Here is a 17,368-nt window from a genome sequence, read left to right on the forward strand (position 1 = left end):
GGGCCGCCCGACTCACGGGCGGCACGCTTGCAATCAGGTTCAGCTGTCGAGGGCCTTGTACTTCTCGCGCAGGTGGTTACGGATCCACACCGCCGAGAGGTTGAGGGTGGCGATCACCATCACCAGCAACAGCGCGGTGGCGTATACCAGCGGCCGCGCGGCCTCGACGTTGGGGCTCTGGAAGCCGACGTCGTAGATGTGGAAGCCCAGGTGCATGATCTTCTGGTCCAGGTGCAGGTAAGGGTAGTTGCCGTCCACCGGCAGCGACGGCGCCAGCTTCACCACACCCACCAGCATCAGCGGTGCCACTTCGCCGGCGGCGCGGGCCACGGCGAGGATCATGCCGGTCATCATGGCCGGGCTGGCCATCGGCAGGACGATCTTCCACAGGGTCTCGGCCTTGGTCGCGCCAAGCGCCAGCGAGCCTTCGCGCACGGTGCGCGGAATACGCGCCAGGCCTTCCTCGGTGGCGACGATCACCACCGGCACCGCCAGCAGCGCCAGGGTCAGCGACGCCCACAGCAGGCCCGGGGTACCCAGGGTCGGTGCTGGCAGCGCTTCAGGGAAGAACAGCCGGTCGATCGAGCCACCCAGCACGTAGACGAAGAAGCCCAGGCCGAACACGCCGTAGACGATCGCCGGGACGCCCGCCAGGTTGTTCACGGCGATACGGATCAGCCGAGTCACCGGGCCCTGCTTGGCGTATTCGCGCAGGTAGACCGCGGCCAGCACGCCGAACGGGGTGACGATCACCGCCATGATCAGGGTCATCATCACGGTGCCGAAGATGGCCGGGAAGATACCGCCTTCGGTGTTCGCTTCACGCGGGTCGTCGCTGAGGAATTCCCAGACCTTGGCGAAGTAGCTGCCCATCTTGGTGAAGCCGGACATGGCGTTCGGCTGGATGGCGTGCACCACCTTGCTCAGGTTGATCTCTACTTCGCGGCCGTTGCCGTCACGCGCCACCAGGCTGTCTCGGGCAAAGGCCTGGTGCAGGCCGCTCAGGCGCTCTTCGATGGCCTTGTAGCGGCTGTTCAGCTCGGCGCGCTCGGTTTCCATGTCGGCCTGGGCGGCGGCGTCCAGCTTGCCGTCCAGCTCCAGCTTGCGGCTGTGCAGGCGCAGGCGTTCGAGGCCATGGTTGATGGCACCGATGTCTTTCTTTTCCAGGGTCTGCAGTTCGGCGTTGAGCTGGTTGGCACGCTTGAGGCGCGTCTGCAGTTCGTTCCAGGCGGCAGGGCCTTCGGCGACCACGCGGCCTTCTTCCTTGACGCTGACCAGGTAGCCGTAGAAGTTGCCCCACTCGCGGCGCTCCAGGGCGATCAGGTCGGCCGGACGCTGCTCGTCCACCAGCCACTCGCCGACCACCCAGGTGAAGTCGCTGCCGTTGAGATCGCGGTTACCTACCTTGATCAGCTCGCGGGTCATGAACTCCGGGCCTTCGTCCGGTACCGGCAGGCCGGCACCCTTCAGGCGAGCCCGCGGTACTTCTTCCTTCTGTACCACTTCACCGATGACCACATGATCAGCCTGGCCCGGCACCTTGTAGGTGGCCTGGACCAGGTCGGCCGGCCAGAAGTGGCCAAGGCCGCGCACGGCGATCACAGCCAGCAGGCCGACGGTCATGATGACCGCCATGGCGACCGCGCCACCGCTGATCCAGACGCCTGGGGCGCCGCTCTTGAACCAGCCTTTGAGGGAATCCTTTTTCACGGATCTCTACCTTTCTATCAAAGCGACGAGTATTTCTTGCGCAGACGCTGGCGAATCAGCTCGGCCAAGGTGTTCATGACGAAGGTGAACATCAGCAGCACGAGCGCGGCGAGGAACAGCACGCGATAGTGGCTGCCGCCGACTTCCGATTCAGGCATCTCCACCGCCACGTTGGCCGCCAGGGTGCGCATGCCTTCGAACAGGTTCAACTCCATCACCGGGGTGTTGCCGGTGGCCATGAGCACGATCATGGTCTCGCCCACCGCACGACCCATGCCGATCATCAGCGCCGAGAAGATACCCGGGCTGGCGGTGAGGATGACCACGCGGGTCAGGGTCTGCCACGGCGTCGCACCCAGGGCCAGGGAGCCCAGGGTCAGGCTGCGCGGCACGCTGAACACGGCGTCTTCGGCAATCGAGTAGATGTTCGGGATGACCGCGAAGCCCATGGCGATACCGACCACCAGTGCGTTGCGCTGGTCGTAGGTGATGCCGAGGTCGTTGGTGATCCACAGGCGCATGTCACCGCCGAAGAACCAGGTCTCCAGGAACGGGCTCATGTACAGGGCGAACCAGCCAATGAACAGGATCACCGGGATCAGGATGGCCGCTTCCCAGCCATCCGGGACGCGCAGTCGGATCGACTCCGGCAGGCGGCTCCAGCCAAAGCCCGCCAGCAGGATGCCAACCGGCATGACCACGAACAGGCTGAACACGCCCGGCAGGTGCCCTTCCAGGTACGGCGCGAGGAACAGGCCGGCGAAGAAACCGAGGATCACCGTCGGCATCGCTTCCATCAGCTCGATCACCGGCTTGACCTTGCGGCGCATGCTCGGGGCCATGAAGTAGGCGGTGTAGATGGCCGCGGCAATGGCCAGCGGGGCTGCCAGGATCATTGCGTAGAACGCTGCCTTCAGGGTACCGAAGGTCAGTGGCGACAGGCTCAGCTTGGGTTCGAAGTCGGTGTTCGAAGCGGTCGACTGCCAGACGTACTTGGGTTCGTCGTAGTTTTCGTACCAGACCTTGCCCCACAGCGCGCTGAAGGACACTTCAGGGTGCGGGTTCTTCAGGCTCAGCGGCAGCAGCTTGCCGCCTTCTTCGATGAAGATGCGGTTGGCACGTGGCGACAGGGCCAGCACGCCGGCGCCTTCGGCCGCGGGCTCGACCAGCAGGGTGCGGTGCGCGGTGCTGTGGAACACACCGAGCTTGCCTTCGGCGTCCAGGGCGATGAAGCCCTTGCGACGCTCCTCGGCATCGATCTGCACGATTGGTGCCTTGCCCATCTGGAAGGTACGGATCTGCTTGAAGCGCTGCTCGCCATCCGGGTCGCGGGCCATGAACCACTGGGCCAGGCCGCCCTTGGAGTCACCGATGATCAGCGAGATACCACCGACCAGCTGGGCCGTGGCAGTGATTTCGGTATCGGCGCTGTCGGACAGCTTGTAGCGACCATTCAGGCTCTTGTCGCGCAGGCTGAAGACATCAGCGGTGGCGCGGCCGTTGATCACATACAACCACTGCTGACGCGGGTCGATGAAGATGTTCTTCACCACCTCGGTCATCTGTGGCAGCTCGATGCGATTCTGCTCGGTGGTGACCTCATCGGTCATCATGTTCTCGGTGCGCGTCAGTTCGAGCACCTGCAGGTGCGCACCGGTGGAACCGGCCAGCATCAGGGTATCGCCATTGACGTTGACGCTGACATGTTCCAGCGCACGGCCCTGGTCGTCGAGCGCGAACGGCTCTTGCCCATACGGGTAGTCGATACCAGGGGTGATGGTTTTCTTGTTGTCCGGGTAGGTGATCTTGTAGGTGTGGTGGAACACCAGCGCCTTGCCGTTGGACAGGCCCAGCACCACCATCGGGCTACCCGGCTGGTCGGTGCTGATGGAGGTTACTTGCGTTCCTGCCGACAACGGCAGGTCGACGCGTTTGAGTTCGTTACCGGTCTTGGTATCGAAGAACAGCGCCTGACCCTTATCCGAAACGCGCATACCGACCAGGTTCTGCTCTTCAAGGGCGATCAACAGCGGCTTACCGGCATCCTGCTGCAGCCAGGTGGGCTCCAGGGCCTTCTTGCTGGTCAGTTCGGCGCCCTGGAACAACGGCAGCACCACATAGGCCAGGTAGAAGAAGATCAGGGTGATGGCTGCCAGCACGGCAAGCCCACCCACCAGTACATACCAGCGGGTGAAGCGATCCTTGAGGGCGCGCATGCGGCGCTTGCGTTGCAACTCCGGCGTATTGAAATCAATGCGCACGGGAGGAGAATTTTGGGTCATTGTGGAGTTGGCCAGATCATTCATGCGCACACCCTAGCGGTCCCGTATGACAAAAACATGACAGTGCGTTGACGCAAAAAAGCCCGCCGCTCAGGAGCCCTGGCTTCGGACCAAGAATGCTTGGAAGAAGCCGGGCATTGGCACCGGCCTCTTCCTCAGTTAGTTACTTCTTTGCAACGTTACCGGCGTGGGACAGGCCCAGGTCAGCCAGGGTCTTGTCGACCACTTTGGCCGGCAGCGGGATGTAGCCATCCTTCACCACGACCTGCTGGCCCGCTTGCGACAGCACCAGCTTGACGAACTCGGCTTCCAGCGGCGCCAGAGGCTTGTTCGGTGCCTTGTTGACGTAGACGTACAGGAAGCGCGACAGCGGGTACGAGCCGTTCAGGGCGTTGGCTTCGTTGTCTTCGATGAACTCGCCGCCTTCTTTCTTGGCCAGAGGCACGGTCTTCACGCTGGCGGTCTTGTAGCCGATGCCCGAGTAGCCGATGCCGTTCAGCGAAGAGCTGATCGACTGCACGACCGAAGCCGAGCCAGGCTGTTCGTTGACGTTAGGCTTGAAGTCGCCTTTGCACAGGGCTTCTTCCTTGAAGTAGCCGTAGGTGCCCGATACCGAGTTGCGGCCGAACAGCTGCACGGGCTTGTTGGCCAGGTCGCCCGTCACGCCCAGGTCGCCCCAGGTCTTGACGTCGGCTTTGCCACCGCACAGGCGGGTGGACGAGAAGATCGCATCGACCTGGGCCATGGTCAGGCCTTTGATCGGGTTGTCCTTGTGGACGAAGACAGCCAGGGCGTCAACGGCGACCGGGATGGCGGTCGGCTTGTAGCCGTACTTCTGCTCGAAGGCCTGCAGCTCGACGTCCTTCATCTTGCGGCTCATCGGGCCGAGGTTGGCGGTGCCTTCGGTCAGCGCGGGTGGCGCGGTGGAGGAACCGGCAGCCTGGATCTGGATGTTTACGTTCGGGTATTCCTTCTTGTAGGCCTCGGCCCACAGAGTCATGAGGTTCGCGAGGGTGTCGGAACCGACGCTGGAGAGGTTGCCCGAAACACCGGTGGTCTTGGTGTAGGTCGGGATCGCAGGGTCGACAGCGGCTACCGCGTTGGCGGTCGCAACGCCAGCGGCGGCAAAGGTGAGGGCCGCCATCAAACGCTTCAGTTTCATGCCTTGCTCCTAGCAGGAATATTGGGGGTGTTAGATGGATCGGGGCCCAGTATCTGCAGGCCGCATGAACACGATATGACTTCAATATGACAATTGGATGAAAGGCCATCACTGGTAGCCCAGGATGGCCTTTCAAAATGTTGCAGGACAGGTCTGGCCCCATCGCCGGCAAGCCGGCTCCCACAGGGTTCGGCGGTCGAGGCCTTAGCGTTTATTGGCGAGCAGATAGAGGCCGACGATCAGACCGACGGCGCACAAGCCGGCAACATAGTAGGCCGGTGCCATCGGGCTGACCTTGAGCAGCGCAGTCACCACCATCGGCGTAAGACCGCCGAAGATCGCATAAGCCACGTTGTAGGAGAACGACAGCCCACTGAAGCGCACCACCGCCGGGAATGCCTTGACCATCACATAAGGCACCGCACCGATCACGCCCACGCACAGACCCGTTACGGCGTACAGCGGGAACAGCAGCTCCGGGTGGGTCGGCAGGCTGTGGTAGAAGGTCCAGGAGCTCACCAGCAACATCAGGCTGCCGATGACGAACACGCGCCCTGCACCGAAACGATCGGCGAGGCTACCCGAGGCAACGCAGCCAAGGCTCAGCAGCACGATGGCCAGGCTGTTGGCCTTGAGCGAGTCGGTCGGGCTGATGTGATAGATGCTCTGCAGCAGCGCCGGGGTCATCAGGATGACCACCACGATGCCTGCCGACAGCATCCAGGTCAGCAGCATCGACAGGATGATCGGCCCACGGTGATCGCGCAGCACCGCACGCAGGGGCAGCTCCTCGGCAAGCGCCTTGCGCTGCTGCATCTCGGCGAACACCGGAGTTTCATGCAGCCAGCGGCGCAGGTACACGGCAAAGAACCCGAACACACCACCCAGCAGGAACGGCACACGCCAGGCGTAGTCAGCCACTTCTTCAGGGGTGTAGACGGTGTTGATCAGCGTCGCCACCAGCGAACCCAGCAGAATGCCCGCCGTCAGGCCGGCGGTCAGGGTGCCGCAGGCATACCCGGTATTGCGTGCAGGCACGTGTTCGGAGACGAACACCCAGGCCCCCGGCACTTCCCCGCCAATCGCCGCGCCCTGGATCACGCGCATCAGCAGCAACAGGATCGGCGCCCACATGCCGATCTGTGCATAAGTCGGCAGCAGGCCCATGATCAGGGTCGGCAGGGCCATCATGAAGATGCTCAGGGTGAACATCTTCTTGCGCCCCAGCAAGTCGCCGAAGTGCGCCATGACGATGCCGCCCAGCGGCCGCGCCAGGTAGCCGGCGGCGAAGATGCCGAAGGTCTGCATCAGGCGTAGCCATTCGGGCATGTCGGCCGGGAAGAACAGCTTGCCGACCACGGTGGCGAAGAACACGAAGATGATGAAGTCGTAGAACTCCAGGGCTCCGCCCAGGGCGGACAGTGAGAGGGTTTTGTAGTCACTGCGGGTCAGCGGCCGCGAAGGCTGCTCGATACTGCTCGGCACGGAGGTCATCGCTGGTTGTTCTCTTGTAGGTCATGCAGGCCGCTTGCAACGCGGCTTCTGGATTGGGCGAACTGGCGAAGATAGCAAATTGCCGAGCTACGCCGAAAGCGACACAAAATCCCTATAGATATTCATGAATACGCGGTCGTCGCTGGTCGTTTGGCTATATATACTGGCCGTTCGTAGGAAAAGGTTGCTGTCGCCCTTGGGATATTGTGCGAAATCGCCGGTCTTGATGTCAGACGGTTTCGCAGAATTTCCCTATGGCCGTCCAGCGAAGCGATATCGGCGTAGTATCTTTTACAGCTGGATCGTTTTCCCTCGCCACACCAACGAAAGCGTCACGGGTCAGAGGCCCCACCGCATGATTGAACTCGAACAAGAAGATCCCATCCCGCAAGGCGACCTGGCCTTGCAGATCACCGCATTGCCACGCGAGACCAACGGTTTCGGCGACATCTTCGGCGGTTGGCTGGTTGCCCAGATGGATCTGGCCGGCACAGCCATGGCCAGCCGCGTTGCAGGTGGCCGGGTGGCCACGGTAGCCATCGACCGCATGGCCTTCCTGGTGCCTGTAGCCGTGGGCGCGCAACTGTCGTTCTATACCCAGACCCTGGAAATCGGCCGCAGCTCGATCCAGATGATGGTGGAAGTGTGGAGCGATGACCCGTTGTCCAGCGAATGGCGCAAGGTCACCGAAGCGGTGTTCGTGTTCGTGGCCATCGATGGCAGTGGCCGTACCCGTTCGGTGCCTCGTCGCTGAGCCATGCGAGCGTTAAACTCATTGCAGGTCATCGGGTCGAAGACCCACGGACAATCAATGAGAAGAGCGCAATGGCTACCTTCAAGGTCGAAACCGAGCAACACGGCGAACTCAACTGCTGGCGCATCAGCAGCGACCGCGCCGAACTACTGATCGCCCAGCAGGGTGCGCAGATCCTCAGCTACCAGCGTGTTGGCGAGCCACCGCTACTGTGGCTGAGCGACCAGGCCATCTTCCGCCAGGGCAAGTCGGTGCGCGCCGGTGTGCCGGTGTGCTGGCCGTGGTTTGGCAACCTGCAGCGCAACCCGCAATCGGTTCAATCCATGTTCCGCGGTGAGCAGGCGCCTGCCCATGGTCTGGCGCGCACGCGTGACTGGCAATTGCTGGGCATCGAGGAGTCGGGCAGCGAACTGCGCATCGAATTCGGCCTGCCCGAAGCCCAGGGCGACCTGGCGGATTGGCCGCATGACGTTGAATTGAAGCTGCTGGTGGTGCTGGGCGATGCGCTCGAACTGAGCCTGACCAGCCGCAACATGGGCAATACCCCTGTGACCATCAGCCAGGCTCTGCACAGTTACTTCGCGGTCAGCGACGTACGCCAGGCGCGGGTCGAGGGCGTCGAGGGGCTGGCGTACATCGAAACCCTGGCCGACTGGGAGCAGCGCCAGCAACAAGGTGCGTTGACCTTTGCCGGTGAGACCGACCGAATCTACCTCGATACACCGACCACGCTGAGCATCGTCGACCCACACTGGAGCCGACGCATCACCTTGACCAGCAGTGGCTCGCGTTCGGCGGTGATCTGGAACCCGTGGACCGAGCGGGCCAAGGAACTGGCGGACATGGCCGATGATGGCTGGCAGCGGATGCTGTGCATCGAGACGGCGAATGTCTGGGATGACGTGGTGGCGTTGCGGCCTGGGGCGAGCCATGCGCTGAACGTGATCGTGGCCAGCGAAGCACTTTGACAGGAGGTCCCTGGGGCCGCTGCGCGGCCCTTTCGCGACACAAGGCCGCTCCTACAGGCGAGCGCTATCCCTGTAGGAGCGGCCTTGTGTCGCGAAAGGGCTGCAAAGCAGCCCCAATACCTCAAAGGTCAGCGTCTTCCACCACCCTCACCTTCCCCGCCTCCAGCGCATAGGCCGCATCCGCCAGGTCATTGCTGACCTTCTCCACCTTCAACGTCCCGCTGACCCACAGCGGCGTGTAGATATCGTCGATCTTCAGCCCCTTCGGATAACGCACCAGCACCAACTGGTTCGGCGGCGGCGGCGGTACGTGAATGCAGGCGCCTGGGTAAGGCACCAGGAAGAACAGCGTGCTGTTGCCCTTGGCATCGCTTTCCAACGGCACCGGATAACCGCCCAGGCGGATGTCCTTGCCATTCATGGCCGCCACGGTCTTGGTCGAGTACATCACCGCCGGTAGCCCTTTGCTCTGCTTGAGGCCACCCTTGTCGGTGAAGGTGCCCATGGCCTCGGGTGAGTCGTGATCGATTTCGGGCATTTGCTCCAGCGCCTGCTGGTCCGACTCGGGCATCAGCTCCAACCAGTCGGTTTCAGGCAGCTCGGCATGGGCCAGGGTGCTGGCAAGCAGCAAGGGGATGAGGAAAAACGCACGCATGAAAATGCTCGGCAACTCGGTTGAATTGCCGGGCATTCTAACCAGTAATCAGCGCTTCTTGATGAATCCGTAGATCACCAGAACGATCACCGCGCCTATCAGCGCGCCAATGAAGCCCGCCGCCTGGCCTGCCTGATAGATCCCCAGCGCCTGGCCGCCATAGGTGGCGAGCAGGGAGCCGGCGATACCCAGCAGGATGGTCATGATCCAGCCCATGCTGTCGTCGCCCGGCTTGATGAAGCGGGCCAGCAGGCCAACGATGAGACCGATGAAGATAGTTCCGATGATGCCCATGGCAACCCCTCTGTGATGAAGATGGAACAAGCCAAAGCCTAGACAGCGCTTTGACTTGTTGCCATTTCTGAGGGCAAGCCGCTTGCAGAAGTTCGAACGAAAGCGCGATCAGTTGCTGATCAGCGCCTCTACTTCGGCAATCTTGCAGCGCAGAGTAGCCATGTCCTGGCAACGCAGGGTGGCGTGGCCGACCTTGCGCCCGACCTTGAAGGCCTTGCCGTAGTGGTGCAGGTGGCAGTCGTCGATGGCAACGACCTTGTCCACTGCTGGCACTTCACCGATGAAGTTGAGCATCGCGCTTTCGCCGACCTTGGCAGTCGAGCCCAATGGCAGGCCGGCAACGGCGCGCAAGTGGTTCTCGAACTGGCTGCACTCGGCCCCTTCGATGGTCCAGTGCCCGGAGTTGTGCACACGCGGGGCAATTTCGTTGGCCTTCAGGCCACCGTCGACTTCAAAGAACTCGAACGCCATCACGCCAACGTAGTCCAGCTGCTTGAGCACACGGCCGACGTAGTCTTCGGCCAGCGCCTGCAGCGGGTGCGCCTCACTGGCCACGGACAGGCGCAGGATGCCGCTCTCGTGGGTGTTGTGCACCAGCGGGTAGAAGCGGGTTTCGCCATCGCGGGCACGCACGGCCACCAACGATACTTCGCCGGTGAACGGCACGAAGCCTTCCAGCAGGCAGGGCACGCTGCCCAGCTCAGCGAAGGTGCCGACCACATCCTCAGGTTTGCGCAGGACCTTCTGGCCCTTGCCGTCATAGCCCAGGGTACGGGTCTTGAGCACCGCCGGCAGGCCGATGCTGGCTACCGCGGCATCGAGGTCCTGCTGCGAAAGAATGTCGGCGAAGGCCGGGGTCGGAATGCCCAGGTCGCGGAACATGCTCTTTTCGAACAGACGGTCGCGGGCGATGCGCAGCGCCTCGGCGCTCGGGTAGACCGGGACGAACTGCGAAAGGAAAGCCACGGTTTCGGCCGGGACGCTTTCGAACTCGAACGTTACCAGGTCAACTTCGTCGGCCAGCTGGCGCAGGTGATCCTGGTCGCTGTAGTCGGCCCGCAGGTGTTCCCCCAGGGGCGCGGCACAGGCGTCTGGCGCCGGGTCGAGGAAGGCGAAGTTCATGCCCAGCGGAGTACCCGCCAGGGCCAGCATGCGGCCGAGTTGGCCGCCACCGATTACACCGATCTTCATGGAGTCAGCCTCAAGCCTGGCGTGGATCAGGATTGTCCAGCACGGTGTCGGTCTGCTCCGTACGGAACTGCTTCAGCGCGACGTGGTACTGCGGGTACTTGGCGCCGAGGATGCTCGCCGACAGCAGCGCAGCGTTGACCGCGCCCGCACGGCCGATGGCCAGGGTGGCAACCGGCACACCTGCCGGCATCTGCACGATCGACAGCAGCGAGTCGACACCCGACAGCATCGAGGACTGCACCGGCACGCCCAGCACCGGCAGGTGGGTCTTGGCGGCGCACATGCCTGGCAGGTGGGCAGCGCCACCGGCACCGGCAATGATCACCTCGATGCCACGCCCTTCTGCCTCTTCGGCGTACTGGAACAGCAAGTCCGGGGTGCGGTGGGCGGAAACCACCTTCACTTCGTAGGGAATGCCGAGTTTTTCCAGCATATCGGCGGTGTGGCTAAGGGTGGACCAATCGGACTTGGAGCCCATGATCACGCCAACCAGTGCACTCATCGTCGAGCCTCTCCTGCAAGCGCCTTCTGGCGCGCTAAAAGCAACAAGCCACGCAGGTGGACCGGCGTGGCTTGTCATACGGATTCTGAATCGACCAGGTTGGCCGAAGGCGCGGGATTATAGCGTATGGATGAGTAAACCGCCCAGCCCTGTATGCACATTGGCAGATCAAAGGCAAGCTGTCTCGCGGGACAAGTTTTTTTGGGGGTGCATGGCTTTCTCTTCAACGCCTCAAACAACCCCTTCAACCTGAGCACTGGACTCCAGCTTGCGCCACAACAGCCGGACGTTGGCCTTGCGCACCAGGGCGCAACGGTACAGGCGTATTTCCAGTGGCACATGCCATTGACTGCCCCCGCAAATGGCCAGCTCACCCCGCGCCAGCTCGCCACGCATCGACAGATGCGGCACCCAGGCAATGCCCATGCCTTCCAGGGCCATGCTCTTGAGACTGTCGGCCATGGCAGTTTCGTAAACCGTGGTGTAGCGCAGGCTGCGCTGGCGCAGCAGGAGGTTGACCGAACGGCCGAGGAACGCACCGGCGCTGTAAGCCAGCAACGGCACACTGCTATCGCCTTCGAGGTCGAACAAGGGCTTACCGTCGGCACCCACGGCGCACACCGGCAGCATTTCGGTGGTGCCCATGTGCAGCGACGGGAAAATTTCGGCGTCCATCTGCAGCGCTGCATCGGGATCGTAGAAAGCCAGCATCAAATCGCATCCGCCCTCACGCAAAGCATGCACGGCATCTCCGACGTTAGTCGCAACCAGGCGGGTGGCGATGTTCAAACCTTCGTTGCGCAACTGAGCAACCCAACGTGGGAAAAAGCCCGATGCGAGGGAGTGTGCAGCGGCCACCTGGATCACCTCGCCCTGCCCGCCTTCGAGGTGATGCAGGTGGCGAAGAACCTCACCCAACTGGTCGACAACCGTCCGTGCCGTTACCAGAAACAGCTGCCCCGCCTCGGTCAATTCAATCGGGGTGCGGGAACGATTCACCAAGGTCAGCCCAAGGGCTGCCTCCAGGCTGCGAATCCGCCGGCTGAAGGCCGGCTGAGTCACGAAACGGCGCTCCGCCGCCTGGGAAAAACTGCGGGTAGCGGCCAGGGCACTGAAGTCTTCCAGCCACTTGCTTTCGAGGTTCATGAAGCAGGTCTCCCGGCGTGCACCAAATTGGAACACGCTCGTTTGTCAATTAGCGTCACACGAATCACTATGCCGTTTGTGCATAGGTTAGCGTGCATCAGCATTGGCCGCAAAATCCCCTTCAGGCCTAGGATTGGCGCCATTCCGGCATGTGCCGGGTCAAAATCGAGATGATATCCATCATGTCCTCCGCTGCATCGTTCCGCGTCGAAAAAGATCTGCTTGGTACCCTTGAAGTCCCTGCCGATGCCTACTACGGCATCCAGACTCTGCGCGCTGCCAACAACTTCCACCTCTCCGGTGTTCCGCTGTCGCACTACCCGAAACTGGTAGTCGGCCTGGCGATGGTCAAGCAGGCAGCTGCTGACGCCAACCGTGAGCTGGGGCACCTGAGCGATGCCAAGCACGCCGCGATCAGCGCAGCCTGCGCACGACTGATCAAGGGCGACTACCACGAGCAGTTCGTGGTGGACATGATTCAAGGCGGTGCTGGTACTTCTACCAACATGAACGCCAACGAAGTCATCGCCAACATCGCGCTGGAGGCCATGGGTCACCAGAAGGGTGAGTACCAGTACCTGCACCCGAACAACGATGTGAACATGGCACAGTCGACCAACGACGCCTACCCGACCGCCATCCGTCTGGGTCTGCTGCTGGGTCACGACGCCCTGCTGGCCAGCCTCGACAGCCTGATCCAGGCCTTCGCTGCCAAGGGTAAAGAGTTCGACCACGTACTGAAGATGGGCCGCACCCAGCTGCAGGACGCCGTGCCGATGACCCTGGGCCAGGAATTCCGCGCCTTCGCCACCACCATGACCGAAGACCTGCAGCGCCTGCGCTCGCTGGCGCCGGAACTGCTGACCGAAATCAACCTGGGCGGTACCGCCATCGGTACCGGCATCAACGCCGACCCGGGCTACCAGGCCCTGGCCGTACAGCGCCTGGCCACCATCAGCGGCCAACCGCTGGTACCGGCTGCCGACCTGATCGAAGCCACCTCCGACATGGGTGCCTTCGTGCTGTTCTCCGGCATGCTCAAGCGTACCGCGGTCAAGCTGTCGAAGATCTGCAACGACCTGCGCCTGCTGTCCAGCGGCCCGCGCACCGGCATCAACGAGATCAACCTGCCAGCGCGTCAGCCAGGCAGCTCGATCATGCCAGGCAAGGTCAACCCGGTTATCCCGGAAGCGGTCAACCAAGTGGCCTTCGCCATCATGGGCAACGACCTGGCCCTGACCGTCGCCGCCGAAGGTGGCCAGCTGCAGCTGAACGTGATGGAGCCGCTGATCGCCTACAAGATCTTCGACTCGATCCGCCTGCTGCAACGCGCCATGGACATGCTGCGCGAGCACTGCATCGTCGGCATCACCGCCAACGAACAGCGCTGCCGTGAACTGGTCGAGCACTCGATCGGCCTGGTCACCGCCCTGAACCCGTACATCGGCTACGAAAACGCCACCCGTATCGCTCGCGTTGCCCTGGAAACCGGCCGCGGCGTCCTGGAACTGGTGCGCGAAGAACAGCTGCTGGACGAAGCGATGCTCAACGACATCCTGCGTCCGGAAAACATGATCGCTCCACGTCTGGTTCCGCTGAAGGCGTAACCCGACCGCTGCAAACAGTCTCACCAGGTCGAGGGACTAGACACCTCTCAACCTTTCAAGGGCCCGAGCGCACGCTCCGGGCCCTTTTTTTATGCCCGCCGCTGCCCGGCACACAACTTGCTCCATAATGCCTCCCAGGCAAACGGGATTACCGAGCATGCTGCATAGCCACCTGACCACCCTGAACGCGGTTTCGCTGATCCTCAACCTGTTTCAGGAAGACGGTTGCGAAGCGGCGGCGTTGCTGGCCGGCAGCGGCATTGGCCCGCAAGACCTTGGGCATGCCGATGCACGCATCACCACCCAGCAAGAGCTGCAGGTGTGCGCCAATGCCGTGGCGCGGCGCGAGGACATCGGCCTGGAACTGGGCCGGCGCATGCATGTGTCGTGCTACGGCATGCTCGGTTACGCGCTGCTCTCCAGTGCCACTTTGGGTGACGCCTTGCGCGTGGCGCTGCAGTATCCGGCACTGCTGGGAACAGTCTTCCAGCTACGCCTGATCGACGATGGCCAACGGGTCTGGTTCAGCGCCAGCGACTATGGTGACAGCCCGGCACTGGCCGCCTTCAATGCCGAGTTCTGCCTGGTTTCACTGAAAGTCATCTGTGACGATCTGCTCGGTCGCCCACTGCCGTTGCTCGGCGCCCGCTTCGAACACGCTCAACCCGGCTATCACGGACTTTATACCCGTGCATTCGAGTGCCCCTTGAGCTTCGCCGACAAAGACAATGCATTTGCCTTCGAGCGGCGCTGGCTCGACACCCCCTTGCCGCTGGCCGACCCGATTACCCACAAGGCCATGAGCGAGCGTTGCCGACGGCTGAACCTTGAATTCACTGGGCGCCAGGCCTGGCTAGGACGGATTCGCCAGCTGTTGCTGCAGCAACTGGATGCCGCGCCGGGCCTGGAAGGGCTGGCGCGGCAGATGAACTGCTCGTCGCGAACCTTGCGCCGGCACCTGCAGGCACTGGGCAGCAGTTATCAACAGCTGCTCGATGACCTGCGCTTTGAAAGGGCCAAGCAGTTGCTGGCTGATGAGCAGATGCCGATCTATCGGATTGCCGAGACCTTGGGTTTCAGTGAGACGGCCAGTTTTCGGCATGCGTTCCAGCGTTGGAGTGGTGTAGCGCCAAGCCATTTCCGCGGCTGACTGTACTGGCCCTATCGCCGGCAAGCCGGCTCCCACAGGGATAGCGCCGCTCTTGAGGCTGGCGGGGTACCTGTGGGAGCCGGCTTGCCGGCGATGAGGCCGGTACCGGCCAGCGACCTTGGCCACATCGATCCCCTTTTGGCCGTTTGCGTCGTTCTCCCCCTGCGGGTCGCCCATGAAAATGGGCCCACGCCTGTCCCCCCAGAGAACAACAAAATGCTGACAATCTATTCCGATGACCACCGCCTGCACCACGGCCGCTGCGAGCTGATCGACGGCAAGCTGATGCCCTGCTTCGAAATGCCTTCGCGCGCCGACCATGTGCTCGACCAAGTGAAAAAGCGCAACCTCGGCGAGGTCGCAGGCCCGACCGACTTCGGCCGCGCACCGTTGCAACGCATCCACAGCGCCGACTACCTCGACTTCTTCGAGGGCGCCTGGGCGCGCTGGGCGGCGCTGGGGCACGAGGGCGATCTGCTGCCCTTCACCTGGCCAGCGCGCACCCTGCGCCAGGTCAAGCCGACCGGCCTGCACGGCGAACTGGGTTACTACAGCTTCGATGCCGGCGCCCCCATCACCGCCGGCACCTGGCAGGCCGCCTACAGTGCCGCGCAGGTTGCCCTCACCGCCCAGGCCGCCATCCAGCAGGGCGCGCATTCGGCTTTCGCCCTGTGCCGCCCACCAGGGCACCACGCCGCTGCAGAAGTCATGGGCGGCTACTGCTACCTGAACAATGCCGCCATCGCCGCCCAGGCCTTCCTCGACCAAGGCCGTGCGAAAGTGGCCATCCTCGATGTCGATTACCACCACGGCAACGGCACCCAGGACATCTTCTATCAGCGCAGCGACGTGTTCTTCGCCTCGATCCACGGCGATCCGCAGGCCGAATTCCCGTTCTTCCTGGGCTATGCCGACGAAACCGGTGAGGGCGCCGGCGAGGGCTGCAACATCAACTACCCATTGCCCGCCGGCAGTGACTGGGCCGCCTGGAGCGCCGCCCTGGAAGCCGCCTGCCAGCGCATCGCCGACTACGATGCCGATGTCCTGGTGATTTCGCTGGGCGTGGACACCTTCAAGGACGACCCGATCTCCCAATTCAAGCTGGACAGCCCGGACTACCTGGAAATGGGCAAGCGCATCGCGCAACTGGGCAAGCCGACCTTGTTCGTGATGGAAGGTGGCTACGCTGTGGAAGAAATCGGCATCAACGCCGTCAACGTGCTGGAAGGCTTCCAGTGCGCCCAGCCAGGAGCCCGGTAATGGTCCGACTCAAGCGTCTGCTCGCCCCGTTCATCGCTGCCACCCTGCTCACCGGCGCCCTGCAGGCCCAGGCTGAACAGCGCACCCTGCGGGTCTACAACTGGTTCGACTACATCACCCCGCAGACGCTGACCGACTTCCAGAAGGACAGCGGCGTCAAGCTGATCTACGACATCTTCGACACCAACGAAGCGCTGGAAGCCAAGCTGCTGACCGGTAACTCCGGCTATGACGTGGTGGTGCCGTCCAACGTGTTCCTCGCCAAGCAGATCGAAGCCGGCGTTTTCCAGCCGCTGGACCGCAGCAAACTGCCGAACTGGCAGCACCTGGACCCGGCGCTGATGAAGCTGATCGAGGCCAACGACCCCGGTAACAAGTTCGCCGTGCCCTACATGTACGGCACCGTGCTGATTGGCTTCAACCCGGACAAGGTCAAAGCAGTGCTGGGCGGCAACGCGCCGGTGGACAGCTGGGATCTGATCTTCAAGGAAGAGAACATCGCCAAGCTCAAGCAATGCGGCGTGGCGCTGCTCGACTCACCTTCGGAGATCCTGCCGCTGGCCCTGCAGTACCTGGGCCTGGACCCCAACAGCGGCAAGCCGGACGACTACAAGAAGGCCGAAGCCCTGCTGCTGAAGATCCGCCCGCACATCACGTACTTCCACTCCTCGAAGTACATGGCTGACATCGCCAACGGTGACATCTGCGTGGCCGTCGGTTATTCCGGCAGTTTCTCCCAGGCCGCCAACCGCGCGCGGGACGCGAAGAATGGCGTAGTGGTGGACATGCGCTTGCCCAAGGAAGGCGCGCCGATCTGGTTCGACATGCTGGCAATTCCGAAGAATGCCGCCAACCCGGAGGATGCGCATAGCTTCATCAACTACCTGCTGCGCCCGGAAGTGATTGCGCCGATCAGCGACTTTGTCGGGTATCCGAACCCGAACAAGGATGCGACCGATAAAGTCGCCCCGGCGATTCGCAACAACCCGAACCTGTACCCGACCGCCAAGGCCATGACCAAGCTGTATACGCTCAAGCCATTGTCGCGTGACGCAGAGCGGGCACGGACGCGGGCGTGGACCAGGATCAAGTCCGGGACCTGATGCTGCATCAATCTGTGCGATCCCTGTAGGAGCGGCCTTGTGTCGCGAAAGGACTGCGAAGCAGTCCCAGCAGATTTTGCAGGCTGCTGA

15 protein-coding genes are annotated in these 17,368 nt (G+C 62.7%); 6 read left to right on the forward strand and 9 right to left on the reverse strand.

The genetic code is table 11. The annotated features are described in order from the left end of the window. Positions 1 to 39 precede the first annotated feature (39 nt). The 4 genes from pstA to ACIPZG_RS11895 form a co-directional block, all read right to left on the reverse strand. Complete coding sequence (gene pstA, locus ACIPZG_RS11880; RefSeq protein WP_400713732.1) at positions 40 to 1,710, reverse strand: phosphate ABC transporter permease PstA; 1,671 nt, start codon at positions 1,708 to 1,710, stop codon at positions 40 to 42. Between the two features lie 17 nt (positions 1,711 to 1,727). Next, positions 1,728 to 4,016 carry an ABC transporter permease subunit gene (locus tag ACIPZG_RS11885; protein ID WP_400713735.1) on the reverse strand — a complete coding sequence of 763 codons (2,289 nt, stop codon included), beginning with the start codon at positions 4,014 to 4,016 and terminating at the stop codon, positions 1,728 to 1,730. 139 nt (positions 4,017 to 4,155) lie between these two features. Beyond that, on the reverse strand, positions 4,156 to 5,154 hold the full coding sequence (locus ACIPZG_RS11890) for a phosphate ABC transporter substrate-binding protein PstS (RefSeq protein WP_008097234.1): 999 nt from the start codon (positions 5,152 to 5,154) through the stop codon (positions 4,156 to 4,158). 204 nt (positions 5,155 to 5,358) lie between these two features. Further along, positions 5,359 to 6,648 (reverse strand): MFS transporter, encoded by a 1,290-nt coding sequence (locus ACIPZG_RS11895; RefSeq protein ID WP_400713738.1) that lies wholly within the window; start codon positions 6,646 to 6,648, stop codon positions 5,359 to 5,361. Positions 6,649 to 7,003: 355 nt separating this feature from the next. Between ACIPZG_RS11895 and ACIPZG_RS11900 the strand changes: the two genes are divergently transcribed. Together ACIPZG_RS11900 and ACIPZG_RS11905 are read left to right on the forward strand one after the other, a co-directional pair. Continuing rightward, positions 7,004 to 7,402 carry an acyl-CoA thioesterase gene (locus ACIPZG_RS11900; protein WP_003253317.1) on the forward strand — a complete coding sequence of 133 codons (399 nt, stop codon included), beginning with the start codon at positions 7,004 to 7,006 and terminating at the stop codon, positions 7,400 to 7,402. A gap of 71 nt (positions 7,403 to 7,473) precedes the next feature. Beyond that, positions 7,474 to 8,370: a D-hexose-6-phosphate mutarotase gene (locus ACIPZG_RS11905; protein WP_400713741.1), complete on the forward strand. Its 897-nt coding sequence runs from the start codon at positions 7,474 to 7,476 to the stop codon at positions 8,368 to 8,370. 121 nt (positions 8,371 to 8,491) lie between these two features. On the opposite strand, the gene ACIPZG_RS11910 is transcribed toward ACIPZG_RS11905, so the two are convergent. The 5 genes from ACIPZG_RS11910 to ACIPZG_RS11930 form a co-directional block, all read right to left on the reverse strand. Further along, on the reverse strand, positions 8,492 to 9,025 hold the full coding sequence (locus tag ACIPZG_RS11910; protein WP_008097242.1) for a DUF3299 domain-containing protein: 534 nt from the start codon (positions 9,023 to 9,025) through the stop codon (positions 8,492 to 8,494). A gap of 48 nt (positions 9,026 to 9,073) precedes the next feature. After that, positions 9,074 to 9,319, reverse strand: coding sequence for a GlsB/YeaQ/YmgE family stress response membrane protein (locus ACIPZG_RS11915; RefSeq protein ID WP_400638657.1), 246 nt, complete (start codon positions 9,317 to 9,319; stop codon positions 9,074 to 9,076). 108 nt (positions 9,320 to 9,427) lie between these two features. Beyond that, complete coding sequence (locus ACIPZG_RS11920) at positions 9,428 to 10,510, reverse strand: 5-(carboxyamino)imidazole ribonucleotide synthase (RefSeq protein WP_400713744.1); 1,083 nt, start codon at positions 10,508 to 10,510, stop codon at positions 9,428 to 9,430. A gap of 10 nt (positions 10,511 to 10,520) precedes the next feature. Further along, positions 10,521 to 11,012 carry a 5-(carboxyamino)imidazole ribonucleotide mutase gene (gene purE, locus ACIPZG_RS11925; protein WP_400713747.1) on the reverse strand — a complete coding sequence of 164 codons (492 nt, stop codon included), beginning with the start codon at positions 11,010 to 11,012 and terminating at the stop codon, positions 10,521 to 10,523. 231 nt (positions 11,013 to 11,243) lie between these two features. Next, positions 11,244 to 12,158, reverse strand: a complete 915-nt coding sequence (locus ACIPZG_RS11930; protein WP_400713750.1) for a LysR substrate-binding domain-containing protein — start codon at positions 12,156 to 12,158, stop codon at positions 11,244 to 11,246. A 182-nt stretch (positions 12,159 to 12,340) separates the two neighbouring features. On the opposite strand from ACIPZG_RS11930, the gene aspA reads away from it, so the two are divergent. The 4 genes from aspA to ACIPZG_RS11950 all read left to right on the forward strand — a co-directional run bounded on the left by aspA (position 12,341) and on the right by ACIPZG_RS11950 (position 17,278). Further along, complete coding sequence (gene aspA / locus ACIPZG_RS11935; protein WP_043273933.1) at positions 12,341 to 13,765, forward strand: aspartate ammonia-lyase; 1,425 nt, start codon at positions 12,341 to 12,343, stop codon at positions 13,763 to 13,765. 157 nt (positions 13,766 to 13,922) lie between these two features. After that, positions 13,923 to 14,915 (forward strand): AraC family transcriptional regulator, encoded by a 993-nt coding sequence (locus ACIPZG_RS11940; RefSeq protein WP_008097256.1) that lies wholly within the window; start codon positions 13,923 to 13,925, stop codon positions 14,913 to 14,915. Between the two features lie 216 nt (positions 14,916 to 15,131). After that, positions 15,132 to 16,175 carry a histone deacetylase family protein gene (locus ACIPZG_RS11945; RefSeq protein WP_400713753.1) on the forward strand — a complete coding sequence of 348 codons (1,044 nt, stop codon included), beginning with the start codon at positions 15,132 to 15,134 and terminating at the stop codon, positions 16,173 to 16,175. Continuing rightward, positions 16,175 to 17,278 carry a polyamine ABC transporter substrate-binding protein gene (locus ACIPZG_RS11950; protein ID WP_400713756.1) on the forward strand — a complete coding sequence of 368 codons (1,104 nt, stop codon included), beginning with the start codon at positions 16,175 to 16,177 and terminating at the stop codon, positions 17,276 to 17,278. Before ACIPZG_RS11945 ends, ACIPZG_RS11950 begins: the two co-directional genes overlap by 1 nt. Positions 17,279 to 17,368 lie beyond the last annotated feature (90 nt).

The sequence above is a fragment of the Pseudomonas sp. NPDC089395 genome (assembly GCF_044749525.1).
In the GTDB taxonomy this organism is placed as follows: Bacteria; Pseudomonadota; Gammaproteobacteria; order Pseudomonadales; family Pseudomonadaceae; genus Aquipseudomonas.

Coding starts and splice junctions, on each gene's coding strand:
- ACIPZG_RS11885 (WP_400713735.1), bottom strand. CDS start 4,016: ATGAATGATCTGGCCAACTCCACAATGACCCAAAATTCTCCTCCCGTG.
- ACIPZG_RS11890 (WP_008097234.1), bottom strand. CDS start 5,154: ATGAAACTGAAGCGTTTGATGGCGGCCCTCACCTTTGCCGCCGCTGGC.
- ACIPZG_RS11895 (WP_400713738.1), bottom strand. CDS start 6,648: ATGACCTCCGTGCCGAGCAGTATCGAGCAGCCTTCGCGGCCGCTGACC.
- ACIPZG_RS11900 (WP_003253317.1), top strand. CDS start 7,004: ATGATTGAACTCGAACAAGAAGATCCCATCCCGCAAGGCGACCTGGCC.
- ACIPZG_RS11905 (WP_400713741.1), top strand. CDS start 7,474: ATGGCTACCTTCAAGGTCGAAACCGAGCAACACGGCGAACTCAACTGC.
- ACIPZG_RS11910 (WP_008097242.1), bottom strand. CDS start 9,025: ATGCGTGCGTTTTTCCTCATCCCCTTGCTGCTTGCCAGCACCCTGGCC.
- ACIPZG_RS11915 (WP_400638657.1), bottom strand. CDS start 9,319: ATGGGCATCATCGGAACTATCTTCATCGGTCTCATCGTTGGCCTGCTG.
- ACIPZG_RS11920 (WP_400713744.1), bottom strand. CDS start 10,510: ATGAAGATCGGTGTAATCGGTGGCGGCCAACTCGGCCGCATGCTGGCC.
- purE (WP_400713747.1), bottom strand. CDS start 11,012: ATGAGTGCACTGGTTGGCGTGATCATGGGCTCCAAGTCCGATTGGTCC.
- ACIPZG_RS11930 (WP_400713750.1), bottom strand. CDS start 12,158: ATGAACCTCGAAAGCAAGTGGCTGGAAGACTTCAGTGCCCTGGCCGCT.
- aspA (WP_043273933.1), top strand. CDS start 12,341: ATGTCCTCCGCTGCATCGTTCCGCGTCGAAAAAGATCTGCTTGGTACC.
- ACIPZG_RS11940 (WP_008097256.1), top strand. CDS start 13,923: ATGCTGCATAGCCACCTGACCACCCTGAACGCGGTTTCGCTGATCCTC.
- ACIPZG_RS11945 (WP_400713753.1), top strand. CDS start 15,132: ATGCTGACAATCTATTCCGATGACCACCGCCTGCACCACGGCCGCTGC.
- ACIPZG_RS11950 (WP_400713756.1), top strand. CDS start 16,175: ATGGTCCGACTCAAGCGTCTGCTCGCCCCGTTCATCGCTGCCACCCTG.